The organism is Comamonas sp. C24C (genome assembly GCF_053345995.1).
The window spans coordinates 90,591-114,601 of record NZ_JBKFBC010000004.1; the positions used below are offsets into that span (position 1 = coordinate 90,591).

The 24,011-nt window shown below is 59.0% G+C and carries 19 protein-coding genes; 8 read left to right on the forward strand and 11 right to left on the reverse strand.

Going from position 1 to position 24,011, the window contains the following annotated elements:
• Positions 1 to 44 precede the first annotated feature (44 nt).
• The 3 genes from ACLBXN_RS09300 (at position 45) to ACLBXN_RS09310 (ending at position 4,868) form a co-directional block, all read left to right on the forward strand.
• Positions 45 to 1,112: an AAA family ATPase gene (locus tag ACLBXN_RS09300; protein ID WP_447611918.1), complete on the forward strand. Its 1,068-nt coding sequence runs from the start codon at positions 45 to 47 to the stop codon at positions 1,110 to 1,112.
• A complete protein-coding gene (locus ACLBXN_RS09305) occupies positions 1,112 to 2,968 on the forward strand; it encodes a vWA domain-containing protein (RefSeq protein ID WP_447611919.1) in 1,857 nt (618 codons plus the stop codon). The genes ACLBXN_RS09300 and ACLBXN_RS09305 overlap by 1 nt, the downstream gene beginning before the upstream one ends.
• 529 nt (positions 2,969 to 3,497) lie before the next feature.
• The gene (locus tag ACLBXN_RS09310; RefSeq protein WP_447611920.1) at positions 3,498 to 4,868 is read left to right on the forward strand and encodes an MFS transporter; all 1,371 of its coding nucleotides are present in this window, start codon (positions 3,498 to 3,500) and stop codon (positions 4,866 to 4,868) included.
• 184 nt (positions 4,869 to 5,052) lie between these two features.
• Here the strand turns inward: ACLBXN_RS09310 and ACLBXN_RS09315 are convergent, their stop codons facing one another.
• Positions 5,053 to 5,178 (reverse strand): hypothetical protein, encoded by a 126-nt coding sequence (locus ACLBXN_RS09315; RefSeq protein ID WP_447611921.1) that lies wholly within the window; start codon positions 5,176 to 5,178, stop codon positions 5,053 to 5,055.
• 173 nt (positions 5,179 to 5,351) lie between these two features.
• On the opposite strand from ACLBXN_RS09315, the gene ACLBXN_RS09320 reads away from it, so the two are divergent.
• From ACLBXN_RS09320 to ACLBXN_RS09340, 5 genes are all read left to right on the forward strand, one after another.
• Positions 5,352 to 6,191, forward strand: a complete 840-nt coding sequence (locus ACLBXN_RS09320; RefSeq protein WP_447611922.1) for an ABC transporter permease subunit — start codon at positions 5,352 to 5,354, stop codon at positions 6,189 to 6,191.
• A gap of 155 nt (positions 6,192 to 6,346) precedes the next feature.
• Positions 6,347 to 6,991, forward strand: a complete 645-nt coding sequence (locus ACLBXN_RS09325) for an ABC transporter ATP-binding protein (RefSeq protein WP_447612099.1) — start codon at positions 6,347 to 6,349, stop codon at positions 6,989 to 6,991.
• Between the two features lie 80 nt (positions 6,992 to 7,071).
• Entirely contained in the window at positions 7,072 to 8,154 is a 1,083-nt protein-coding gene (locus tag ACLBXN_RS09330) for an NrtA/SsuA/CpmA family ABC transporter substrate-binding protein (protein ID WP_447611923.1), read from the forward strand.
• A gap of 35 nt (positions 8,155 to 8,189) precedes the next feature.
• Complete coding sequence (locus tag ACLBXN_RS09335; RefSeq protein ID WP_447611924.1) at positions 8,190 to 9,599, forward strand: LLM class flavin-dependent oxidoreductase; 1,410 nt, start codon at positions 8,190 to 8,192, stop codon at positions 9,597 to 9,599.
• A complete protein-coding gene (locus tag ACLBXN_RS09340) occupies positions 9,596 to 10,063 on the forward strand; it encodes an OsmC family protein (protein WP_211456223.1) in 468 nt (155 codons plus the stop codon). The genes ACLBXN_RS09335 and ACLBXN_RS09340 overlap by 4 nt, the downstream gene beginning before the upstream one ends.
• Positions 10,064 to 10,199: 136 nt before the next feature.
• On the opposite strand, the gene ACLBXN_RS09345 is transcribed toward ACLBXN_RS09340, so the two are convergent.
• The 10 genes from ACLBXN_RS09345 to aceE all read right to left on the reverse strand — a co-directional run bounded on the left by ACLBXN_RS09345 (position 10,200) and on the right by aceE (position 23,919).
• Positions 10,200 to 11,615, reverse strand: coding sequence for a GntP family permease (locus tag ACLBXN_RS09345; RefSeq protein WP_447611925.1), 1,416 nt, complete (start codon positions 11,613 to 11,615; stop codon positions 10,200 to 10,202).
• 434 nt (positions 11,616 to 12,049) lie between these two features.
• Positions 12,050 to 12,526, reverse strand: a complete 477-nt coding sequence (locus tag ACLBXN_RS09350) for a GFA family protein (protein ID WP_447611926.1) — start codon at positions 12,524 to 12,526, stop codon at positions 12,050 to 12,052.
• 222 nt (positions 12,527 to 12,748) lie between these two features.
• A complete protein-coding gene (locus tag ACLBXN_RS09355; protein ID WP_447611927.1) occupies positions 12,749 to 14,014 on the reverse strand; it encodes a HipA domain-containing protein in 1,266 nt (421 codons plus the stop codon).
• Positions 14,004 to 14,252, reverse strand: coding sequence for a helix-turn-helix transcriptional regulator (locus ACLBXN_RS09360; protein WP_447611928.1), 249 nt, complete (start codon positions 14,250 to 14,252; stop codon positions 14,004 to 14,006). The genes ACLBXN_RS09355 and ACLBXN_RS09360 overlap by 11 nt, the downstream gene beginning before the upstream one ends.
• Positions 14,253 to 14,581: 329 nt before the next feature.
• The gene (locus ACLBXN_RS09365; RefSeq protein ID WP_447611929.1) at positions 14,582 to 15,211 is read right to left on the reverse strand and encodes a hypothetical protein; all 630 of its coding nucleotides are present in this window, start codon (positions 15,209 to 15,211) and stop codon (positions 14,582 to 14,584) included.
• Positions 15,201 to 16,217 (reverse strand): hypothetical protein, encoded by a 1,017-nt coding sequence (locus ACLBXN_RS09370; RefSeq protein WP_447611930.1) that lies wholly within the window; start codon positions 16,215 to 16,217, stop codon positions 15,201 to 15,203. Before ACLBXN_RS09370 ends, ACLBXN_RS09365 begins: the two co-directional genes overlap by 11 nt.
• 317 nt (positions 16,218 to 16,534) lie before the next feature.
• A complete protein-coding gene (gene lpdA / locus ACLBXN_RS09375; protein WP_447611931.1) occupies positions 16,535 to 18,373 on the reverse strand; it encodes a dihydrolipoyl dehydrogenase in 1,839 nt (612 codons plus the stop codon).
• 94 nt (positions 18,374 to 18,467) lie between these two features.
• Entirely contained in the window at positions 18,468 to 19,343 is an 876-nt protein-coding gene (locus tag ACLBXN_RS09380) for a hypothetical protein (RefSeq protein ID WP_447611932.1), read from the reverse strand.
• A gap of 115 nt (positions 19,344 to 19,458) precedes the next feature.
• On the reverse strand, positions 19,459 to 21,186 hold the full coding sequence (aceF, locus tag ACLBXN_RS09385) for a dihydrolipoyllysine-residue acetyltransferase (RefSeq protein WP_447611933.1): 1,728 nt from the start codon (positions 21,184 to 21,186) through the stop codon (positions 19,459 to 19,461).
• An 18-nt stretch (positions 21,187 to 21,204) separates the two neighbouring features.
• Entirely contained in the window at positions 21,205 to 23,919 is a 2,715-nt protein-coding gene (aceE, locus tag ACLBXN_RS09390) for a pyruvate dehydrogenase (acetyl-transferring), homodimeric type (protein ID WP_003055351.1), read from the reverse strand.
• Positions 23,920 to 24,011 lie beyond the last annotated feature (92 nt).

The window sequence follows — 24,011 nt, forward strand, 5'->3', positions numbered from 1 at the left end:
GCATGCGGAGGACACCGCTGCACTTGCCTTAGACTGCACGCAGCATGCAAACCAGTCTGGCTCTCACTCCCTCGCAACTGAGCGAATTCCTTCTCAACGTCGCCACCGTACGCCCCGTGTTCATCTGGGGGCCGCCTGGCATCGGCAAATCGGCACTGGTACAGAACTTTGCGCAAAGCGTGGGGCTTGATTGCGTGTCCCTGCTGGGCAGCCAGCTCGCGCCCGAGGATTTGCTGGGCGTGCCGCAGATCATTGACGGGGTGACCCGCTTTTGCCCGCCCGCCATGATTGCTCGGGAGCAGCCCTATTGCCTGTTCCTGGACGAGCTCAACGCCTGCAGCCAGGATGTGCAGAAAGCCTTCTACAGCCTAATCCTGGAACGCCGCGTGGGCGAGTATGTGATGCCCGAGGGCTCCATCGTGATTGCGGCTGGCAACCGGGCTCAGGATTCCGCGATCGTGCGTACCATGTCCTCGGCGCTGATCAACCGCATGATTCATGTGCAGCTCAAGGTCAGCGCCAGCGAGTGGCTGCAATGGGCGCAGCAGGCCCAGTTGCATACTCTGGTGCTGGAATACCTGGCCCAGCGTCCCGATCACCTGTGGAGCCAGCCGCCCAAGCATGAGGAAGCATTTTCCACGCCGCGCTCCTGGCATATGCTGAGCGACGCCTTGCTCTCCTACGGCGATGCTCTGAATCTGCACACGCTCGAAGCCCTGGGCAGCGGCTGCCTCACGCCCCAGCATGCGGCGCAATTCAAGGCCTTCTACAAGCTGGCCGACGACCGTCACCGTCTGGACGCCATTTTCAAGGGCGACGCCAACTGGCCCCATGCGCCGCAGGACAGAGATGTGCTGTATTTCCTGGCCCAGGCCTTCCGTGCGCGTCTGCTCAAGATCCTGCCCGCCGACAAGCAGCAAAGCGGCGGCGAGCTGCAGCAAACCGTGCACCGCTCCAAGGCCATGCTCAAAGAGCTGGCCCAGATCAGCCTGGAAATGGCCCAGATCGTCACCGCTGAGAGCGACAGCCAGACCCTGCCCGCCTGGTATATGCTGGAAATCGTGCGCGACCTGCCACGCCTGGTAGAAGCGCGCGAAGCGGCCAGAGCCTGATGGCCAAAGCCCCACCGCGCGACACCCCTGCCACCCAGGCCTATGCGCAGGGCCTGGCCATGCTGCAGGCACACCCCATCTTTAGCGAACTCAGCCGCAGCCTGGGCTTTGTGCGCGGCTCCCAGTCAGGCTGCCCGACCCATGGATGGGCGCAGGCCAGCCTCAACCACCAACGCTTTACCGGCCAGATCGACATCCACCCCAAGCGCCTGGCCAGTCCCGAGGAATGGGCGTACTGCCTGGGGCGGGCCACGCTCAGCTACGCGCTGGAGCTTTTTCAGCGAGACCGCAGTCACTGGACCCAATGGAGCGCGGCCTGCGATGTGGTCACGGCCCGCTTCATCCAGACCATCAAGCTCGGCCGTCCGCCCGAAGGCATGGAACTGCCCGACGGACTGCCCCAGCGCGACGAGGCCCAGTGGTACGTCCAGTTCTGCGAACAAGGCATACCCGCCTGGGCACAGTCGCTGAGCCTGGCCGGTCCCGGTCAGGGCGGTGCTCACCCCAGCCTGGCCCTGCCAGAGCAGTGGCCTGAGCCCGCCTCATCCACCAGCAAAACTCAGCCATATTGGCGCAGGTACGGCAACTGGCCCGAAATGTTTGCCGCGGGTCTGGCTCGCTCCGTCACCCAGTCCGTGGAAATGGCGGCAGGCGTGCGCCGCGAGTTTGGCCAGAGCCGCCCTGCCAGCAGTGCCCTGGACCGCGCGCGACACTGGTTCATGGACAGCTTTCCGCTGCTGGGCAGCATGGTCGCGGCGTTTGACATCATCGAGGACGCCAGTATCTGCGAGCGCGAGGACATTGCCGTCGCCGCCGTCGACGAAGTGCTGCGCACCATCTACATCAACCCCGGCCCGCGCCTGTCCGAGCTGGAACTACGTTTCGTCATTGCCCACGAAGTTCTGCACGTTGCCCTGCGCCACCTGCCGCGCCGACGCGGGCGCGAGCCTTTTCTGTGGAATGTGGCCTGCGACTTTGTCATCAACGACTGGCTGATTCAGATGGATGTGGGCCAGCCGCCAGGCATCGGCCTGCTCTACGACCCGGATCTGCGTGGTCTCGGCGCCGAGGAGGTCTATGACCGCATTGCGAGCGATCTGCGTCGCATGCGCAAGCTGCGTACCCTGGCCGGTGGCCGGGGCGACATGCTGGAGCGCAATGTGGGCAGCCAGCCCAGCGCAGGCGACTTTACCGATATCGACGAGTTTTGCCGCACCCAACTGGGCAAAGGCCTGCTGCGCCACGAGCAAAGCGCACGCGGCCTGCTGCCCGCAGGACTGATCGAGGAAATCCGTGCTTTGCTGCAGCCGCCGATTGACTGGCAGGTGGAGCTGGCGCGCTGGTTCGACCATCACTTTCCGCCCATAGGGACGCGGCGCAGCTATGCCCGCATCAGCCGCCGCCAGAGCGCAACGCCCGATATTCCCAGGCCACGCATTCAAGCCGACAGCCGCTGGCTGGACGGCCGCACCTTTGGCGTGGTGCTGGACACCTCGGGCTCCATGGAGCGCCATGTACTGGCCAAGGCACTGGGCGCCATCGCCAGCTATGCCGAGGCCAAGGACGTACCCGCGGTGCGCCTGATCTGCTGCGACGCCGCAGCCTATGACCTGGGCTATTTGCCGGCCGCCGACATGGCCCAGCGCATCGCCCTCAGGGGCCGGGGCGGCACCGTACTACAGCCGGGCGTGGATCGGCTGCTCCAGACCGATGACTTTCCCAAGGACGGGCCCATCCTCATCATCACCGATGGCGAATGCGACCCGCTGCGCGTGCCGCGCGAGCATGCCTATCTGCTGCCGCCAGGCCGCAGGCTGCCGTTTCGCACTACGGCCCCCATCTTTGTGATGGGCTGATTCAGCATCGGACCATCCCCGCTCCATTCAGCGGCGCACAGTTCGCCAACTCATCGAGCGCGACCTCCACGCCAGCAGGCCTGGGCGCGGCAGCCTCCACCGCCTTGCCGCTGCAAGAGCAGAGCCTAAGGCTTACCCTTGGATGTCACGATCAGGCAACTGAATTGCGGAATGCGCCAAGTGCATTCAGGCCACCGGCCCTACATTGCCCCCGAACTCGTTGATTCTCTACCCCGCAAAGGTCGATGCAGCCTTTGTGCACAGCCGGGTTCAGGCGATGAAGGTCAAGAACAGGAAATGAACCCCGAACTCCAAGACAGGCCACCCCAGAACCGGTCACAGCTACCGGCGCTGGCCCAAGGCCATGGCGGCCTACGCCCTTGCGGCCTGATGCTGCGGGACTGCGAAGCATCCCCTGCATTCATGACAACGAAAAAAGGCCGAGCCAGGTCTGCCCCCAGACCACGGCTTGCAGCATCCAGCTCGTGATGCCCACCCCGCGCCCCACAACAACTTCCAAGAGACAAGCATGAACCCAAGTGCGACGACCATTACGGGCGCAACGCCCAGGCAAGATACCGGTCAGGACATCGATGCAGACAAGGCGCTGTATGCCAAGGTCAGCTGGCGGCTGCTGCCACTGCTGCTGATCTGCTACATGGTCGCCTACCTGGACCGGATCAATATCGGCTATGCCCAGATCCAGATGAAGCAGACGCTGGATTTCGGCGACGCCGCCTACGGATTCGGCGCGGGTCTGTTCTTCATAGGCTACTTTCTATTTGAAGTACCCAGCAATCTGCTGCTGGAGAAGATAGGCACGCGCAAGACGCTGATGCGCATCATGCTGGTCTGGGGCCTCATCGCCACGGCCATGGCCTGGGTCTCCACTCCCCTGCAGTTCTATGTCGCGCGCTTTCTGCTGGGCGCCTTCGAGGCCGGCTTCTTCCCGGGCGTCATTCTTTACTTCACCTACTGGTACCCTTCGGCCCGCAGGGGCCGCGTGATCTCCATCTTTCTTTCAGCCGTCATGGCCATGGCCATCGTGGCCGGACCGCTGTGCGGCGCCATCCTCAAATATATGGATGGCATAGACGGCCTGCATGGCTGGCAATGGCTGTTTCTCATCCAGGGCCCGCCCGCCTGCATTCTGGGCCTGATCCTCTACGTCTACCTGCAGGACAGGCCCGCCGACGCCAAATGGCTGACAGGTGCCGAGAAAGCGCGTCTGCAACACAACCTGGCCAACGAAAGCGGCCAGGCCACTCACCACGGCTCCAACGGGCACAAGGATGCCCATGACAGCGCCACTCTGGGCCAGCTGCTGCGCGACCCCAAGGTCTATGCCCTGTCGATGGTGTATTTCATGATGCACGGCGCCACCTATCTGTTTGTCTTCTGGATGCCCACCGTGATTCAGGGCCTGGGCGTGCAGGACGTGCTGCATGTCGGCATCTACTCGGCCATTCCCTTTGTAGCGGGCTTCTTTGGCATGATTGCCTTCGGCGCCAGCTCCGACCGATTCCGCGACCGGCGCTGGCATCTGTTCATCGCCACCGGCATGGCCATTTCCGGCCTGATCGTCACCCTGCAGATGCACGGCCATCTCGAAGGCTCTCTGATTGCCCTGGCCTTCACGCTGATCGGGCTTGCGGCCCTGCCCCCGCTGTTCTTTGCCCTCGTCAGCGACTATCTGTCACCGGCCGTGGCCGCGGGCGGCATAGCGCTCATCAGCAGCCTGGGTAACCTGGGCTCGGCCGCCAGCCCCACCCTGGCCGGCCTGCTGACCCAGTACACCGGCAACAGGCACTACAGCATCTATCTGGTGCTGGGCATGTTGATCCTATCGGCGCTGGTGCTGATGGTGGCGGTGCGGCCCGCCAAGGCCCGGCAAGGCTAGGCCATGCGCTAAACAGAGGCCAAACAGTACGACAGCAGCCGGCCGGCCTTCAGGCCGGCTGTTTTTCATTGCATGAGTCCGAACAGGATTGCGGATGTCTACCCTCGCCTGCCAAAGGATTGCGACACATAGCCCGTTTCCGCTGGCTCACTCTGCTGACTGGAATCCCGGTTTCCGGAAAAAGCTATGGACCCGAGCCACAGCCTAATATCCGATCCATCAGATCCATCAGATCCATCAGATCCATCAGATCCATCAGATCCATCAGATCCATCAGATCCATCAGATCCATCAGATCCATCAGATCCATCAGATCCGGCTACAAGCAGATCAATCCATCATATGCAAACAATATTATTATCTTTGGTAAAAGGATGATTCCGTAATTAACAAACAAGAAATTATTCATTTAACATCTTAAATATTTAAGTTATAAACTTGGCTTCGGCTCCATTAATAGAGCCAATTTGCACATATCACTCCATGCAAATTTCAGACCAAGCAATACGACAACTGATCAAAGAGAAAAGCACACGGCAATTCACGTCATTCAATTTCAAGAGAATACTCACGCCGTGGATCATTCCTTTTGTTGTGCTGAGCCTTTGGCTATTTTCAACTACAACTGGCTGGATAGATCAGTCCATATTACCCAGCCCTATCACGGTCGCTCATGCCGCCTATGAGCAATGGACCAACAACACGCTCTGGACAGATATAGGCGTCAGCCTGAGTCGGGTTCTGGCCGGCTTCAGCATTGGCATGTTGTCGGGCTTGGTCTTGGGCACGGCCGTAGGTCTCAGTCAGTTCAACCATGATCTGCTTGACCGTTCGCTGCAGATGCTGCGCACCATTCCTCATCTGGCCCTGGTGCCTTTGATGATTCTATGGCTGGGTATCGATGAAACGCCGCGTATTTTGCTAGTCGCATTGGGAACGCTGTTTCCTGTCTATATCAACACGGCCAGCGGCATCAAGAATGTCGATGCCAAGCTGCTGGAAATGGGAAAATCCTACGGCCTAAGCCGCAAGGAGCTTATCAAACAAATCATCATTCCCGGCGCCATGCCATCCATACTGGTGGGTATCCGATATGCATTAGGTGTTGCATGGCTCACGCTGGTCATTGCCGAAACCATAGCCTCTCGCAATGGCATTGGTTATATGGTTCAAAACGCCCGCGAACTGCTGCGCATTGATATCATCATTTTTGCCATATTGCTTTATGCACTGGCAGGCTGGCTGGCAGACTGGATTATCCGACAGATCGAATATCGTGTTCTGCGCTGGAATCCTGCTTATAAGAAGGCAGCACGTCAATGAGTTCAATAGTATCAAGCCGCCAAGATGCCGAAATCAAAGAAGATGGTTTCGCCGCATGCGCAGTTTCTCTGCGCAATATCGGGAAGTCGTTCGGCCGCCGCCAGGTTCTGCAGCATATAGATCTTGATATTACGCAGGGTGAATTCGTTTCCCTGATAGGCCCGAGCGGCGCCGGCAAGTCCACGCTGCTGCGGCTTATCGCGGGTCTGGAAGACTGCAGCAGCGGACGCATGCGCTTGAACAGCCCCGCGCCGGAGCGCCCGGCCCAGATACGGGTCATGTTCCAGGAAGACAGGCTTCTGCCCTGGCAGACCGTACTCGACAACATCACGCTTGGCGCACGCGAGCAACGACCTGCAGCTCTGGAACTATTGCGTGCCGTCGGTCTGCAAGGCCATGAGAACGATTTTCCGTCCACGCTCTCGGGCGGTCAGAAGCAGCGCGCAGCCCTGGCTCGGGCACTGCTGCATCGCCCCGATATCCTGCTGCTGGACGAACCCTTTGGCGCTCTTGACGCCATCACCCGAGTCTCCATGCAACTGCTGCTCTTCGACATGTTGCGCGACCACCCCTGCACCGTGGTGCTGGTCACCCATGACGTGGAAGAGGCGGTGGTGCTCTCCAATCGCATTCTGGTGCTGCGCGATGGCGGCATTGCCAGGGATCTGCTGCTCGAAGGCGCAATACCCCGCGATCGGGGCCAGGCCGATCTGGCCACGCTCAAGGCGGGGCTCATCAATGAGTTGCTGGTGCAGGAGGCCTTGCACGAGGCGGCCCAGGCGACGTCGGCTTCGGCCTGAGTAGCGCCCTCCTCAAGAGCCGGTTTTTCAATCACGGGCCTGCACGCCCTATTCCTTTCATTTCATTCACGGCAATCATCATGAGCCCCTACGACAGCACCACGGCTTTGACCTCCTCACCACTGAGCCGCCGCCAGGCCTTGCAGCGCGGACTGCAAGCCGGCTCGGCACTGGCCGCGCTGAGCCTGGGCGGCAATGCCGCTCTGGCGCAGCCCAATGGCACACCGCTGCGGGTGGCCATCATCGGCGACGGACGTACCGGTGTCTGGGCCACGCTGCGCAGCCTGCCCGAAAGCCAGCTGCACAGCGCCATAGGCTCGGCCATCACCTTCCAGCCCGGATTTACCGCATCGCTGCCGGTGATGGAGGCCATCAAAGCCGGCTCGGTGGACTTCAGCTTTGCAACGGCAACCGCGCTCGTCAATGCCATCGCCGCCAAGGTACCCATGATTCCACTGGCCGCTTACGCCTTGCCCGCCGACGAAGTGGATTTTCTGGTACGCGCCGAATCCTCAATACGCTCCGCCGCCGATCTCAAGGGCAAACGCATTGCCCATCAGAACGGCACGACCGGCACTTACAGCCTGATCAAGTATCTGGAAACCGCCGGCCTGCGCCTCAAGGACGTGCAGGCAGTCAGCCTCTCGGGCGTTGATGCCTATACGGCACTGGCACAAGGCAGCATCGACGGGTGGATCCATTGGCAGCATGCCGGGGCCATCGCAAAGGCTCGTCTGGGCGATAAGGTCCGCCTGCTGCCCAATGTCAGAACCTATGACTGGGCCTTTTATGTCGCCAGCGAGAAAGCGCTGCAATCCAATCCCCAGGCCGTCTTCAACGCCGTCAAGCTTATCAAGCAGACGCAGGCCAGAATCAATGCCAGCCCCGAAGCTACGGCCAAGCTATGGGCTGCACAAGGCGGCTTCCGTCCCGGCAGCCTCGAAGAAAACGTCTTTGTCGAACTGATTCGTGACAAGCGCCTGTCGGACTCCACCGCCGACCTGCTGGCCCCGCTGAGCAGACAGGCCGCCACCGAAACCCAGGAAATGGCCGACAGCTTCCAGCAACTGGGCGTGCTGCCGCAACGAACCGATGTCGTCGGCTTTTTGCAAAGCAGCAAGGTCGGCGATGTGGCGCAGAAGATCCGCAGCGCCCTCTCCTGAGCCCCTGAAGATTTCCGAGAATCGAGTTCATTGCCATGACCCAAGCAACACCCCGCCAGATGCATCTGGCCGCCTTCATCATTGCCGGTCCCGGTCGCGCTGGCGGCTGGCGCTACCCCAGCTCAGAATCCGACTGGCTCAACCCGGCCTACTATCAGAAGATCGCGCAGACGCTTGAGCGAGGCCGTTTCGACATGGCTTTTTTTGCCGATATTCTGGCCGTTCCCGACCGCTTCCAGAGCAGCACCGACAGCCAGCTGCGCTACGGCGCGCTGGGTTCCATGCGGCTGGACCCCACGCTGGTGCTGACGGCCATGGCGAGCGCCACCCGGCACCTGGGGCTGGTGGCCACCCGCTCGACCAGCTATTTCCAGCCCTATGAGCTGGCGCGCTCCTTTGCCACGCTGGACCATCTGAGCGCCGGACGCAGCGGCTGGAACGTGGTCACCTCGTTTCAGGACGCCGAATCCAAGAACTTTTCGCTGCGCGAGCAAATCCCCAAGAACGAGCGCTACGACCGCGCCGACGAGTTCCTGGAAGTCGTCCATCAACTCTGGGACAGCTGGGAAGACGACGCACTGGTTGCGGATCGCGAAGCGCCACTGTTTGCCGACCCTGCCAAGGTGCACGAAATTCACCACCAGGGCAAATGGTTCGATGTGCGCGGCCCGCTGAACGTGCCGCGCTCGCCCCAGGGCTATCCGCTGATCGTGCAAGCCGGTGCATCGGATCGCGGCCGCGACTTTGCCGCCCAATGGGCCGACGTGATCTTTGCCAGCCACGACTCGCTGGACAGCGCACAGCGCTTTTACAAGGAGATGAAGGAGCGCGTGGTTCGCAAAGGCCGCTCGCCCGACAGCCTCAAAATCCTGCCCGCTGCCACACCGCTGGTGGGCGAGACCCGCGCCATTGCCGAAGCCAAGCGCGAAGTGCTGCGCGACCTGACCCATGCCGAGCCCGGACTGTCCACACTGGCCTATCACCTCGATATCGACCTGGGCCAGTACCCGCTGGACGCGCCGCTGCCCGACCTCAACGTGCCCGGCGTCAAAGGCCATTACGACGAGGTGCGCGAAGCCACCGACCGCGAACAGCTGACCTTGCGCGAGCTGGGCCTGCGTTACGGCAACCGCTACGAAGGCGGCATGGTGGGCAGCGGCAAGGACGTGGCCGACCAGATGCAGCACTGGTTTGAAGAACAGGCCTGCGACGGCTTCATGATTCAGGCGCCCTACCAGCCTGCCGGATTCGAAGAGTTCGTGCGCTATGTGGTGCCAGAGCTTCAGCAACGCAAGCTGCTGCGCACCGAATACCACGGCGAAACCCTGCGCGAAAACCTGGGCTTGGAACGCCCCGCCGTTCACGCCTGGAAAGACCGTGTCGAAACACGTTCCACGACAGTGGAATCTCCCGCCGCTCCATCAACAGACAAGGTTGCCGCATGAGCCTCGCCACCAGCACTTCGCAAGACAACGCAGATCTGCAAACCGCCCCAGGCGAAATCGTCAGCATCGAGGCCCAGGCAACTGCCACCGCAGGCCGCTACCTCGTCAGCGCACGCCACAATGTGCTGCCCACCGACGCCAAGGTCAGCAGCGGTGGCCCCGGCCTCGCAATTGCCGCCGGCGAGCTGCTGCTGTCCTCACTGGCGTCCTGCAGCTTCGGGTTGATTCAGGAAAAAGCGCGCGAATTCGGCTGGCCCCTGAGCAGTCTCGATGCCGAAGTCCTGTTTCAGCGCGATCCCGCCGACGGCACCCGCTATGCCAGGCTGGAACTGGCGGTCACGGCCGGCGGCGTCACGCAGCAGCAGGCCCAGCAATTGCTGGACTACTTCACCGGCAAATGCCCGATCTACAACACCTTGCGACGCGGCGGCCCGGCCAGTGCACGCATTACCGCAACAACCTGAGTTTCAGTGACCGCCGCAAAGGTGAAGGTGAGACCAAAGACTGGCAGTGCATTCTGTAATGCATCGCCAGCCTTTCGGCCTCCTGCCCTCTTCTATCGCGCTGACGCCCAGGTATCCAGGCTGACAGTGATCGACCTCAGAAGTTGCCCACCCAGGTCCCCAGCGCAATCACCATCACCAGCGCCGGCAGCGGGAACAGCATGGTTACCGCCGCAATGTCACCATAAGACTGCCGGTGGTTGAGCTTGCAGATCGCCAGCAGGGTGATGATGGCGCCGCAATGCGGCAGCGTGTCCATGCCACCGGCAGCCATCACCGCCACCCGGTGCAGCAGCGCGGGACTGATGCCGGCGGCCTGGGCCATGGCCAGGTAATCGGCACCCAAAGTCTGCAGCGCAATGCTCAGCCCCCCGGACGATGAGCCGGTAATGCCCGCCAGCACATTCATGGCCACCGCTTCGGACACCAGGGGGTTGCTGGACACCTGCAGCACCGCGTCGCGGATCAGTCCAAAACCGGCCAGGGATGCAATCACCGCACCATAGCCCACCTCGGACGCGGTATTGAACAGCGGCAGCATGAATCCAAACACGCCCTGGTTGATGGTGTCCTTGAGGTTGTGCCAGCGCCCCAGGCGCAGCAGCACCAGCGCCGTACAGGCCACGATCAGCGCAATCACCAGCGCCCACAGTCCCACCAGCCGGGTCGGGTCCAGCGTCGGAAAGCGTTCACTCACAAAGCCCAGGTCCATGCGCGGAAACACGCCATAGGTAAACAGCGCATTCACGCCGATCACCAGCAGCAATGGCAGCAGTGCCATCCACAGAGGTATCTGCGCATGGCGCGCTGCATCAGCCGCCAGTTGCTCGGGCGTCGGTGCCGCATCGGCGCCGCCTTCGTCGTGCTCGCCATAGCCCTCGCCTGCAGCCTTGGCGGCTGCGGCCCGCCGGCTCAGCCACCACAGGCCGCCCGCCAGAATCAGCGCCGCCGCCAGAATGCCCAGCCCCGGCGCCGCAAACACATTGGTGCCAAAGTACGGAATCGGCATGGCGTTCTGGATCGCGGGCGACCCCGGCAGCGCCGTCATGGTGAAGGTGAACGCGCCCAGCGCAATCGTGGCCGGGATCAGGCGCTTGGGAATCTGTGCCTCTTCAAACAGATTGCGCGCAATCGGGTAGATGGCAAAAGCCACCACAAACAGCGACACCCCGCCATAGGTCAGCAGCGCGCAGGCCAGCACCACGGTCTGTATGGCGTACTTCTTGCCCAGAGTGCGCACAATCCAGTGAGCCAAGGTACTGGCCGCCCCCGAATCGGCCATCAGCCGCCCGAACAGCGCCCCCAGCAAAAATAAAGGTAAAAACTGCAGTACATAGCCGCTGAGCGCGGCCATGAAGGTGTCGGTATACAGCGGCAGCAGCCAGCGCCCGTCGCCCGACAGCACCACAGCTACGGCCGCCATCAGCGGAGCCAGCAGCAGCACTGTCACGCCTCGGTAGGCCAGAAACATCAACAGGGCCAGCGAGACGGCCACGGCCAGCACGCTCAGCATGGCCGGCCTTTCTGTCCCGGCGCGGCTGCGGCGCTGGTTGGGATACGGTCAGCGGTACACGGCATGGCCCCTCCTGTTTTGCGAAAGCCGGCCGGGCCAACAGTGGCACGGAACCGGCCTCACACCAGCTCAGTATGCCGCCGCATGTTGCAGTGCACAACAAAAGATGCAGACGCGCTGGCGGCGGCGCTACACAGCTTGCAGTCAAACTAGCGGTTCACACAATCTGGAGGCTCACAGGCAGCTATCAAATCAGAGAAAATAGCTTGACATGAAAATTCCCGCTCGGGAAAGAACAAACCGGAGCACGGTCAAAGCAATTGATATTTCCTGATCAGGAAATTAATGAACAGACTTGCTCAGTCAGCCAGGCTGAAATATCAAGCAAAAACCGGCTCTAACGCTTATGCACCAAGCACTTATAGCTATCAAAACTATTGTTTGAGCTGTGCTTCGAGCAGTGCATTGGCTTCATAGCGCAGCCAGCCCGCCACCACCGGCTTGCCCGCAACAGCGCCTGAGTGGCGGTCACTGGGGTGCGAGCGCCCCTCGCTCACCGCGACCTCGGCAAAGTCAAACGGGCTCATGCCCTCAATGCAAGCCACATTCACGCCGTACTGATGCGGCGACGAGCGCCGCTGGTGAAAGGTATAGATGCCGCAATGCTTGCAAAGGAAATGCTTGGCCTGCCCGGTGTTGAACTGGTAGAGCGTCAGCGCATCCTGCCCCTGCAGCACCTCGACTCCGCTCAGCTCGGCCGACACGGCTACGGCACCGCGCATGCGGCAAAACGAGCAATTGCAGCGCCGCGCGGTGTTCAGCCCGTCGCTGAGCAGCACGGTAAAACGCACTGCACCACAGTGGCAGGCGGCTTGGAGCGGTTGGGAAAAATCGAGGCTAGCGCTGGGCATGGGTTTGTTTCCATCAGTACGGTTTTTATGGCTGGCACTGCAATTAACGGCATCCAATATCGGTTAGATCAAACTCAAGCGCTTATGCAACAAGCGCAAGCAGCTATGATATTTGAAATTTCCCGATCAGGAAATTTTCAATTTACCACCTCTGATTTAAATAAATATTTCCCGTTCGGGAATTTAATAGACATCGCTGCACTCCGACAATCACACGCACGCTCAGGTCTGACGCCGCAGTGTCAAGGCACAGCGCAGCTCTATCAACTGCACGATCTGCTCCACCACCGCATTGCCCGCAAAGCCATGCTCTGGCGCTGCCTGCAACTTGCGGGCGGCGGCGGGTAGCTCGGTCGCCAGCTGCTGCAAACGCTTGCGCGTCGCGGCCTTGGCCAAGCCTGCCTCTTCGGCAAACTGCTCCCAATGCCTGGCCTCCAGCTCGCTAAACTTGTATTTGCTGCCAATCTTCATCGCCATCTTGGGCGTCAGCTGGGGGTAGATCGCTGTAGCCAACAAATCGTAGAACAGTGCCAGCACAGGGCTTCTGCCCCCGTACAGCAGCGAAAAATTCTTGCCATGCGCATCATGGTTGCCGATCAGCGCATTGAAGATCACCCCATCCAACAGGCGCAGCACCTGCGGCGCACTGGGCCGGGTCACGCTGCGCAGCAGGGCAAAGCATTGCGCCAGACCCGGCCCGCCCTCGTTCTGGTACTTCAGTTCGGGCACCACGCCCAGCGCCTGGCAAAAGTCTTCCTGATGCATTCGCTGCAGCTGCGGTGAATGCTGTGCATCATTCTTCAGCACGCGGTCATAGCGCTCCACCAGCAAAAACGAGCGGCCCAGCACGCTATGGATTTGGGCATGGGCAGGCCGCAGCCCCATCACCTGGGCCAGCAGCATGCAAAAGCCTTCATTGGCCACGCTGTCCTCCACCGCATGGATGGCAGGCTTCAAGATATGCGAGCTGGGCGCACCATTGCGCGGCAGGCCAAAGCGCTGGCCGTCAAAAACCACGGGCAGCTTGTCTTGCGCTCCGGCCAGCGAGAGCCGCAAGCCGTCATCTCCTGCCAGCATGGGGCGGCGCGGCAGCTCGTCCAGCAAGGCGAGCAGCTTTTCATCGCTGAGCCACTCCACATCACCCACGGCGCTGGACCGGGGCAAAGCCTGCCCCGGCTCCAGAAAAGTCACGGCCCCCGCGCACTCGCCACCAATATGGTCCAGCAACGCAAAATCGTTCTGGCCCGACACCTGAAACTGCTGGGCAATCAAGCGGCGCATCTGCCCCTCGGGCAGCAGACCGGCGAAGAAAGGCCGGGTCTGGTGATCGTCAAACGGCTCAGCCTGCAAGGGCAGCGAATGCGATAAAGCCACGGCCTGCGGCAGCGACAACCAGTCGGGCGCATAGGCAAAGCTCAGCCGCCCATGCACCAGCGACAGACTGCCGACGCGCCGCTCAAACAGCCAGACTTCGAGTTCATGCGCCATGCTCTACACCCTCAGAAGCCGTATTCGGCAAACCGCACAACTGCAACTCTCCCCCCAGCGCATCGATCACACGCAGCACATGCTCCAGCCGCACCGTGGGCTTGCCAGCCTCCAGATCCACAATAAAACGCGTGCCCACGCCTGCTGCCAAGGCAAGCTGAGGCTGGGTCAGCCCCAGTTGCTTGCGGGCAGTGCGCAGGGCTGCGCCCAGTTGGTCGGAGGTGTGGATGGTGGACATAAGGTGGCCTAGCCTAAAAATTCCCGTTCGGGAAATTATGAAGCAGAGCACGCTGAAAAGAAATCGATATTTCCTGATCGGGAAATTTATCAGCAGACTGGCTCTGCCAGCTATGCCAAAAGATCAGGCCCAAAACAGGCTATAGCGCTTATCGCTCAAACGCTGGCCGCTATCAAAAATATTCTTTGAGCTTGCTTCAGCCTGTGCGTTAGCTTCATAACGTGCTCAGCCGGTCACCACTGGCTTGCCTAGTGCTACGCCCAGCTTACGGTCGCTTGTCGCGACTTCGGCAAAGTCAAATAGGCACATGCCGTCAATAAAAATTATATTTATAAATTTTCTTCAAAATAATCATAAATATTATTTTCTATTTTTGAACTCCTATCGAATATTAATTGCTTATCAATACCATTACCTAAAGTGTAAACCACCTCAGACTTTTCATTATCTTTAGTAGCCATCAAAGTAACCCCTATATTTGTTAAGCACCTACTTCTATGATAATCACTGCAATCCATATGATAAATTTCCCCCTCTTTAATAACTTCAACTTCGCAAACCCTAGGATACGTATTCTCCTCAAAAGTCAACAACGATTTATCTCCATCGTATGAAACTCTATATTTACCACATTTCAAAGACTCCCTTCCGTAGCTTCTTAATATATATTTCTTATTCTGAATAACGCCTTTTAATACTTGACTATTAAAATCAAAGATATGATTATGCACCGGCCAGTACGGATTCTGATAGAAATTAAAACTCCTATCCCAAAAATGCAATCTTAATTTCTCATAATTTCTAATCGGAATCGTCAAGCATAAAAAACCCAAAGGATGACGAGATATTATAAATTTATTTCCTTGATTTAGAACAATTTCCCTCAATGCTTTTAATTTATCGTCAACACAAATCTTCCCCTTGTTAAAAAATATATCATCATACATTTCAAATAGCATTTTTTCTCCAATGAATATCTTTAATACATTCTACTGCTTTACTTCTAATTGCACCATATCGAGATCCGAGATCATTTTTTAAGCACTTAAGAAAATCAACCTCCCCAAAAAGATAATCCATACTAGATTCAATATTTTCATTAGAATCGTTTGGACTCGTTATTTTTGTACTTTCATTGTTCAATTTTAAAAAATTTAAATCAATTTTCTTGCTCTGATAAATAAGAACATCTGCCTCTTTTTTGTACCAATAGAAAAATTGACCTCGCTCCGAAAATCCTACAGCAGGATCTTTTTTAGATTCCTGGGTTAACACAACCTCAACATCTGAAATATCTGCCCTGAAAGGAGTGAAGTAACTTCTAAAAAAAACATTAACCTCAACATAGTTAGATTGACTAACATACGCAGCCATATATATAGTGCACAATATAGTTGAGATAACATCATCTACTGATGTTTTTTTACCCTCACAAATAGAGCACTCTTTGTAGCTAAAATTCCCTTTCGAGTCAGAGAAGAGGATTCTATTTTTATAGGACACATAAGCCTCAAGCGCATCATTGCACTTTGGATTTAATAGATAAATTGATAAATTTTTCTTTATATGACTTTCGAAAGATTTTCTAAAAAGAATTGGAATAATTTCTTTCGTCACAAAACTAGCAGTATTCCCTATAAATAAATAATTATTTGTATTATTAGCATTGAGCTTAAGTCTAGCTGATATCTTTGAGGATGATATTTCTTCAACTTTATTCTTAGGATCGACAAAGCTCAATATTAAATCGGATATTAAAGTAAGAATAATTGCAGCCACACCACCAGCAATTAAATTTTCAACAATTGTATTAGTGGATTTAACTATCGAATTTAATTTAGAATTATCAGTAAATTCAAGATTATTTATGAATATCAAGAATACAACACAAAACAATATAAACAATAACGAATAAATAATGAAATATATTTTTTGATTGAAACTTTTTAAATTTGAGCTATCCATATCCCCTCCGAAATTATTTCCTCTTACTCAAAAATATAACCATTTGTACCTATATTGCATATGGGTGATTCCCCGGTTTCCACGGTATCCGCTCCATTTCCATGACCAGAAAGATTTCCCCGATCATATCGCCATCCTGCATGTAAACTTTGCCGCCATAAGAGCCTACTGAACCCGAACAGATACTTGATCGTCTGGCACCCAAAATGTCGAATGCCGGTGCGCATAGAACCTAAAAAAATTCCAGCGCGTATGCAGCATGCACATATAAAAACAAAGGCAGCCCGAAGGCTGCCTTTGTACGTAAGTGCTGAAACTTACTTGCGTGGGGGTGGCACGTCCGTGCAGGAACCGTGCGCCACTTCCGCCGCCATGCCGATGGACTCGCCAAGGGTTGGGTGGGGGTGGATGGTCTTGCCGATGTCCACGGTGTCCGCGCCCATTTCGATGGCCAGGGCGATTTCACCAATCATGTCGCCGGCATGCGTGCCGACCATGCCGCCGCCCAGGATACGGCCGTGGCCGTGGGCTTCGGGGGAGTCGTCAAACAGCAGCTTGGTAAAGCCTTCGTCGCGGCCGTTGGCGATGGCGCGGCCGGAAGCTGCCCAGGGGAACAGGCCCTTCTTGACCTTGATGCCTTGTGCCTTGGCCTGGTCTTCGGTCAGACCGACCCATGCCACTTCGGGGTCGGTGTAAGCCACCGAAGGAATCACGCGGGCGTTGAAGGCAGCAGAAGCCAGTTCCTTGTTGCCTTGCAGTTCGCCGGCGATGACTTCGGCAGCCACGTGCGCTTCGTGCACGGCCTTGTGCGCCAGCATGGGCTGGCCCACGATGTCGCCGATCGCGAAGATGTTGGGCACGTTGGTGCGCATCTGGATGTCGACGTCGATGAAGCCGCGGTCGGTCACGGCCACGCCAGCCTTGTCGGCGCTGATCTTCTTGCCGTTGGGCGTGCGGCCCACGGCTTGCAGCACCAGGTCGTAGGTCTGGGGTTCGGGCACGGTGACGCCGTCCTTGGCTGGAGCGAACGTAACCTTGATACCTTCGGGTGTGGCTTCGGCACCCACGGTCTTGGTGTTGACCATGATGTTGTCGAAGCGTGGCGCGTTCATCTTCTGCCAGACCTTGACCAGGTCCCGGTCGGCGCCCTGCATCAGGCCGTCCATCATTTCGACCACGTCAAGGCGCGCGCCCAGTGTGGAGTAGACGGTGCCCATTTCCAGGCCGATGATGCCACCGCCCAGAATCAGCATGCGCTTGGGCACTTCCTTCAAGTCCAGAGCGCCGGTGGAATCGACCACGCGGGGGTCCTTGGGCATGAAAGGCAGGTGCACGGCTTGCGAGCCTGCAGCGATGATGGCGTTCTTGAACTGAACGATCTTCTTGCTGCCGGTCTTTTCCTGGCCGGAACCGGTGGTTTCTTCCACTTCGATGTGGTTGGCAGACACGAAGTTGCCGTAGCCGCGCACGACGGTGACCTTGCGCATCTTGGCCATCTGGCCCAGACCGCCGGTCAGCTTGCCGATGACCTTTTCCTTGTGGCCGCGCAGCTGGTCGATGTTGACTTCGGGAGCGGCGAACTTCACGCCGGCCACTTCCAGGTGCTTGACTTCGTCCATCACGGCAGCCACGTGCAGCAGTGCCTTGGAGGGGATGCAACCCACGTTCAGGCAGACGCCGCCCAGGGTGGCGTAACGCTCGACCAGCACGACCTTGAGGCCCAGGTCGGCAGCGCGGAAGGCCGCCGAGTAGCCGCCAGGGCCACCGCCCAGAACGACGACGTCACAGTCCATGTCCACGGTGCCGGCAAAGTTGCTGGCGACGGGAGCGGAAGCAGCAGCCACAGGGGCGGCCACAGGTGCTGGAGCGGCTGCGGCAGGCGCAGGGGCTGCTGCCTGAGTTGGTGCGGCGGCGCCGGCTGCGGCTTCCAGTGTCAGCACCAGCGAGCCTTCGGCAACCTTGTCGCCGACCTTGACCTTGATTTCCTTCACGACGCCGGCATGGCTGGAAGGAATCTCCATGGAGGCCTTGTCGCTCTCCACGGTAATGAGGGACTGGTCCACGGCCACGGTGTCGCCGGGGTTGACCAGCAGTTCGATCACGCCCACTTCGGCGAAGTCGCCGATATTGGGTACCTTGATATCGATGAGGCTCATATGCGCTCCTATCTTGGTTTTTGTCTCTGCGCCGCCCGATTCGCTCGGGCAGCTGAAAACGGTATTTCCGGGTTGAAGCCTGGCGGCTGACGCCTTAGCTCCAGTCAAAAGTCAGCAATACGGTACGGCTTTCAGGCTCGTAGAACAGCAGGGTTTCGGTGCCGCTTGCGGCAAAAGCATCGGCATTGGCACTGCAGATGAACTCGAAGTGCGCGCCGGTTTCCGGGTGGATGGGGTGAATGCCATCGTCCGTGCCGGTGTCGCTCAGCAACTCATTCGTTAGATTGCTCCAGTTGCCGCCCCAGGAAGGGCCGCCCAGCACACCGAGCAGATAGCGCCCGGAGCTGGTTTCGTAGCAATCGGTGCCTGGCTCATACAGCGGCAGCTTGGCAACTTCGGTGGGATCGTCCCATTCGTTCGCGGCATTCCAGCCATGGGCCAGAAAGTCCCGCCTGGCCTGCTCATAGGCCGCGTGCTGGGTTGCGTAATGCAGTTCCATCACATCGCGCCATGAGTACTTGGCCTCGTGGTGCAGTTCGAACGGAGGCTCCACGCCCAGTTTGACCAGTTCACGATGCTGGGTGCGTACCTCGCGCCAGTCGAGCGATTTCTCCGCCCAGTCGGCCCGATCCTGCTCCAGCATGAAGTAGCGCCAGTCGCCCGCCAGCTCGTACCCGCCTTGATCGTTGAGCTTGAAAGCCAGCCAGTCAGGCTTGAGCAGCGCATTGCCAAACTCCTCGCCCCCCCACTCCCCGACTTGCCCTTCGTAGGGTTCGCAAGGGGCGACGAGATGAACCGGCCCGCTCCAGGCATCGTCGAGCAGCGCCAGGTCGATGGTGACGAGCGGCAGAAAATGCCGCGCGTACTTCTCGACCGGCTCGGCGAAGACGTCAGCCGCATCCGGAAAAGGCCGGATACCGGGAATGACGCCACGCAGATGCTCGATGGGATGCTGTCTCAGGTTCTTCATCTCACTCATGGGCTGGCAAGGTGAAGCGCAAGGCATCTAAAAAGATAGCTGCTTGCGCAATTCAGATAAGCGCTACAGGCCGATTTCGCTAAAAATCGGCCTGCCTGTCAGCTGCTTAGAGCAGGATGCGGCGGTAGTCGGCCAGCACAGCGCCCAGATAGGCGTTGAAGCGTGCAGCGGCTGCACCGTCGATGACGCGGTGGTCGTACGACAGCGACAGAGGCAGCATCAGACGTGGCACGAACTGCTTGCCGTCCCACACGGGCTTCATCGCGCCCTTGGACAGCCCCAGGATGGCGACTTCAGGCGCATTGATGATGGGCGTGAAGTTGGTGCCGCCGATGCCGCCCAGAGACGAAATCGAGAAGCAGCCGCCTTGCATGTCTGCAGCGCCCAGCTTGCCGTCGCGGGCCTTCTTGGCCAGCTCGCCCATTTCTTGGCTGATCTGCAGAATGCCCTTCTTGTCGGCGTCCTTGAGCACGGGAACGACCAGGCCATTCGGCGTGTCGGCGGCAAAACCGATGTTGAAGTACTGCTTGTAGACCAGGGTGTCGCCGTCCAAAGAGGCGTTGAACTCGGGGAACTTCTTCAGCGCAGCGACCACGGCCTTGATCACGAAAGCCAGCATCGTCACCTTGACGTCGCTCTTGGCCTTGGCGCTTTCGGCATTGGTCTGCACACGGAAGGCTTCCAGCTCGGTGATGTCGGCCTCGTCATTGTTGGTGACGTGAGGGATGACCACCCAGTTGCGGTGCAGATTGGCACCCGAGATCTTCTTGATGCGCGACAGTTCCTTGCGCTCGACAGCGCCAAACTTGGCGAAGTCGACCTTGGGCCAGGCCAGCACTTCCAGACCGCCGACGTTGCCGCCGGACGACTTGGGAGCCACAGCCTGCTGAGCCAGGGTCTGCACGGCACCGGCCATCACCGACTTGGTGAAGGACTGGATGTCTTCCGCCGTGATACGGCCCTTGTTGCCAGAGCCCTTGACTTCTGCCAAAGGCACGCCCAGTTCGCGAGCGAACTTGCGCACCGAAGGCGAGGCATGGGGCAGTTGACCCGAGGGAGCCACGGTGGGGTTGTGGGCCGCAGGTGCTGCCACAGGAGCAGCAACGGCCACGGGAGCTGCAACCACGGGTGCAGATGCTGCCGCCACAGGAGCGGCAACCGGTGCAGCCACGGGAGCGGAAGCCCGCACGGGGGCAGCAGCTGCGCCCTGCACTGTCATCTGACCGACGACGTCGCCCACGTTGACGGTGTCACCCAGCTTGATGGTCAGCGCCGTGATGGTGCCGGCCGAAGGCGAAGGGATTTCCATCGAGGCCTTGTCGGACTCCACGGTGAACAGCGATTGCTCGGCGGTCACGGTATCACCCACCTTGACGAGCATCTCGATCACGGCCACGTCCTTGAAGTCGCCGATATCGGGGATCTTCAAGTCCACGGTGGAAGATGCTGCAGGAGCGGCGGCCACAGGGGCTGCAGCCACGGGTGCAGGAGCTGCGGCCACGGGTGCAGGAGCTGCGGCCACGGGTGCAGGAGCTGCGGCCACGGGTGCAGCAGCCACAGGGGCAGGCGCTGCGGCGGCAGGAGCGGGAGCCGCATCGGCGGTTTCCAGCATCACGACCACGGAGCCTTCCTTGACCTTGTCGCCCAGAGCAACCTTGATTTCCTTGACCACGCCAGCCTGGCTGGAGGGGATTTCCATGGAGGCCTTGTCGGACTCCACGGTAATCAGGGACTGCTCGACCTTGATGGTGTCACCCACCTTGACCAGCACTTCGATCACGCCGACTTCGGAGAAGTCGCCGATATCGGGGACCTTGATTTCTGTCAATGCCATGTTGTCTGTCTCCCCTTCTTAGGCGTGCAGCGGGTTGATCTTGTCGACGTTGATGCCGTACTTCTTGATCGCTTCGGCCACGGTCGTGGCGTTGATCTTGCCTTCATCGGCCAGACCGCGCAGTGCAGCCACCACGATGTAGTGACGGTTGACTTCGAAGTGCTCACGCAGCTTGGCGCGGAAGTCCGAACGGCCGAAACCGTCGGTACCCAGCACCTTGTAGGTACGGCCCTTGGGCATGTAGGGACGGATCTGCTCGGCGTAGGCCTTCATGTAGTCGGTCGACGCAATCACGGGGCCGGGGTGGGCAGCCAGTTGCTGGGACACGAACGGAACCTTGGCGGCTTCCAGAGGGTGCAGCATGTTGAAGCGGTCCACTTCCTGACCTTCGCGGGTCAGTTCGTTGAACGACGGGCAGCTCCAGACATCGGCGGCAACGCCCCAGTCCTTTTCCAGCAATTCCTGGGCGAAGAAGGATTCGCGCAGGATGGTGCCGGAGCCCAGCAGTTGAACGCGCAGGCCGCTCTCGGGCACCTTCTGGCCAGGCTTGACCATGTACATACCCTTGAGAATCTGCTCTTCCGTGCCGGCTTCCAGGCCGGGCATGGGGTAGTTTTCGTTCAGCAGCGTGATGTAGTAGAAGATGTTTTCCTGGTTCTGCACCATGCGACGCAGACCGTCCTGCATGATCACGGCCACTTCGTGAGCGAAGGTGGGGTCGTAGGTCACGCAGTTGGGGATGGTGTTGGCCAGGATGTGGCTGTGACCGTCTTCGTGCTGCAGGCCTTCACCGTTCAGCGTGGTACGGCCCGAGGTGCCTCCCAGCAGGAAGCCGCGCGCTTGCAGGTCGCCAGCCGCCCAGGCCAGGTCGCCGATGCGCTGGAAGCCGAACATCGAGTAGTACACATAGAACGGGATCATGACCCGGTTGCTATGGCTGTAGCTGGTGGCCGCAGCGATCCAGCTGGACATGCCGCCGGCTTCGTTGATGCCTTCCTGCAGGATCTGGCCGGCCTTGTCCTCGCGGTAGTACATCACCTGGTCCTTGTCGACCGGTGTGTATTGCTGACCGTGGGGGTTGTAGATGCCGACCTGACGGAACAGGCCTTCCATACCGAAGGTACGGGCTTCGTCCACCAGGATGGGCACCACGCGGGGGCCGATGTTCTTGTCGCGCAGCAGCTGCGTCAGGAAACGCACATAAGCCTGGGTCGTGGAGATCTCACGGCCTTCGGGTGTGGGCTCCAGGATGGCCTTGAAGGTGTCCAGAGCAGGAGCGGTGAACTGCTCGTCAGCTTGCTGGCGACGATGTGGCAGGTAGCCGCCCAGAGCCTTGCGGCGCTCGTGCAGGTACTTCATTTCCGGCGTATCGTCGGCCGGCTTGTAGAAGGGAATGTCTGCGATCTGGCTGTCGGGGATCGGGATGTTGAAGCGGTCGCGGAAGGCCTTGATGTCCTCGTCGCTCAGCTTCTTGGTCTGGTGAACGTTGTTCTTGCCTTCACCGATCTTGCCCATGCCGAAGCCCTTGACGGTCTTGACCAGCAGCACGGTAGGCTGACCCTTGTGGCCGTTGGCAGCGGCAAATGCTGCGTAGACCTTCTGCGAATCGTGGCCACCGCGGCGCAGGTTCCAGATTTCGTCGTCGGACATGTGCTCGACCATCTTCAGGGCGCGAGGATCGCGGCCGAAGAAATGCTGGCGAACATAGGCACCATCGTTGGCCTTGAAAGCCTGATAGTCGCCGTCGTTGCACTCCATCATGATCTTCTTGAGCACGCCGTCCTTGTCCTTGGCCAGCAGCTCGTCCCAGCCCTTGCCCCACAGCAGCTTGATGACGTTCCAGCCGGCACCGCGGAATTCGCCTTCCAGCTCCTGAATGATCTTGCCGTTGCCACGCACAGGACCGTCCAGGCGCTGCAGATTGCAGTTGATCACGAAGACCAGGTTGTCCAGGTTCTCGCGCGAAGCCAGACCGATGGCGCCCAGGGATTCCACTTCGTCCATTTCACCGTCGCCGCAGAACACCCAGACCTTGCGGTTTTCGGTGTTGGCAATGCCGCGTGCGTGCAGATACTTCAGGAAACGTGCCTGGTAGATGGCCATCAGCGGGCCCAGACCCATGGACACCGTGGGGAACTGCCAGAAGTCGGGCATCAGCTTGGGGTGGGGGTAGCTCGACAGCCCCTTCCCGTCCACTTCCTGGCGGAAGTTCAGCAGCTGCTCTTCAGAGATACGGCCTTCCAGGTAAGCGCGGGCATAGATGCCGGGCGAGACGTGACCCTGGATGTACAGGCAGTCGCCGCCGTGGTTTTCGTTCTCGGCGTGCCAGAAATGGTTGAAGCCGGCCGCAAACATATTGGCTAGCGAAGCGAAGGAGCCGATGTGACCACCCAGATCACCACCTTCGGGAGGGTGAATACGGTTGGCCTTGACCACCATGGCCATGGCATTCCAGCGCATGTAGGCACGCAGACGACCTTCGATCTCGAGGTTGCCGGGGCACTTTTCTTCCTGATCGGTCTCGATGGTGTTCACATAGCCGGTATTGGCCGAGAAAGGCATGTCCACGCTGTTCTGGCGAGCGTGTTCAAGCAGATCCTCGATCAGCTTGTGAGCATAGTCCGCACCTTCGCGGTCGATCACCGCGGAGAGGGCATCCATCCACTCGCGCGATTCTTGTTGGTCCAGGCCGGCAGGAAAGCCAGCGCCTTTGGGATCAGTCTGAGCTGTCATTGTGAGTGTCTCCTTCGAGAGGGGGTAGCTTTATCACGAAGCAGTGAGTGCGGCATCACACGGGTGCGGCAAGCGCCACACCGCATAACGCG

What these genes read in the sequence shown, in the direction of transcription:
- ACLBXN_RS09315 (WP_447611921.1), bottom strand. Translation starts at nt 5,178, where the DNA reads ATGGATCTGATGGATCTGATGGATCTGATGGATCTGATGGATCTGATG.
- ACLBXN_RS09335 (WP_447611924.1), top strand. Translation starts at nt 8,190, where the DNA reads ATGACCCAAGCAACACCCCGCCAGATGCATCTGGCCGCCTTCATCATT.
- ACLBXN_RS09340 (WP_211456223.1), top strand. Translation starts at nt 9,596, where the DNA reads ATGAGCCTCGCCACCAGCACTTCGCAAGACAACGCAGATCTGCAAACC.
- aceF (WP_447611933.1), bottom strand. Translation starts at nt 21,186, where the DNA reads ATGGCATTGACAGAAATCAAGGTCCCCGATATCGGCGACTTCTCCGAA.
- ACLBXN_RS09300 (WP_447611918.1), top strand. Translation starts at nt 45, where the DNA reads ATGCAAACCAGTCTGGCTCTCACTCCCTCGCAACTGAGCGAATTCCTT.
- lpdA (WP_447611931.1), bottom strand. Translation starts at nt 18,373, where the DNA reads ATGAGCCTCATCGATATCAAGGTACCCAATATCGGCGACTTCGCCGAA.
- ACLBXN_RS09320 (WP_447611922.1), top strand. Translation starts at nt 5,352, where the DNA reads ATGCAAATTTCAGACCAAGCAATACGACAACTGATCAAAGAGAAAAGC.
- ACLBXN_RS09330 (WP_447611923.1), top strand. Translation starts at nt 7,072, where the DNA reads ATGAGCCCCTACGACAGCACCACGGCTTTGACCTCCTCACCACTGAGC.
- ACLBXN_RS09355 (WP_447611927.1), bottom strand. Translation starts at nt 14,014, where the DNA reads ATGGCGCATGAACTCGAAGTCTGGCTGTTTGAGCGGCGCGTCGGCAGT.
- aceE (WP_003055351.1), bottom strand. Translation starts at nt 23,919, where the DNA reads ATGACAGCTCAGACTGATCCCAAAGGCGCTGGCTTTCCTGCCGGCCTG.
- ACLBXN_RS09380 (WP_447611932.1), bottom strand. Translation starts at nt 19,343, where the DNA reads ATGAAGAACCTGAGACAGCATCCCATCGAGCATCTGCGTGGCGTCATT.
- ACLBXN_RS09365 (WP_447611929.1), bottom strand. Translation starts at nt 15,211, where the DNA reads ATGCTATTTGAAATGTATGATGATATATTTTTTAACAAGGGGAAGATT.
- ACLBXN_RS09350 (WP_447611926.1), bottom strand. Translation starts at nt 12,526, where the DNA reads ATGCCCAGCGCTAGCCTCGATTTTTCCCAACCGCTCCAAGCCGCCTGC.
- ACLBXN_RS09305 (WP_447611919.1), top strand. Translation starts at nt 1,112, where the DNA reads ATGGCCAAAGCCCCACCGCGCGACACCCCTGCCACCCAGGCCTATGCG.
- ACLBXN_RS09310 (WP_447611920.1), top strand. Translation starts at nt 3,498, where the DNA reads ATGAACCCAAGTGCGACGACCATTACGGGCGCAACGCCCAGGCAAGAT.
- ACLBXN_RS09360 (WP_447611928.1), bottom strand. Translation starts at nt 14,252, where the DNA reads ATGTCCACCATCCACACCTCCGACCAACTGGGCGCAGCCCTGCGCACT.
- ACLBXN_RS09345 (WP_447611925.1), bottom strand. Translation starts at nt 11,615, where the DNA reads ATGCTGAGCGTGCTGGCCGTGGCCGTCTCGCTGGCCCTGTTGATGTTT.
- ACLBXN_RS09370 (WP_447611930.1), bottom strand. Translation starts at nt 16,217, where the DNA reads ATGGATAGCTCAAATTTAAAAAGTTTCAATCAAAAAATATATTTCATT.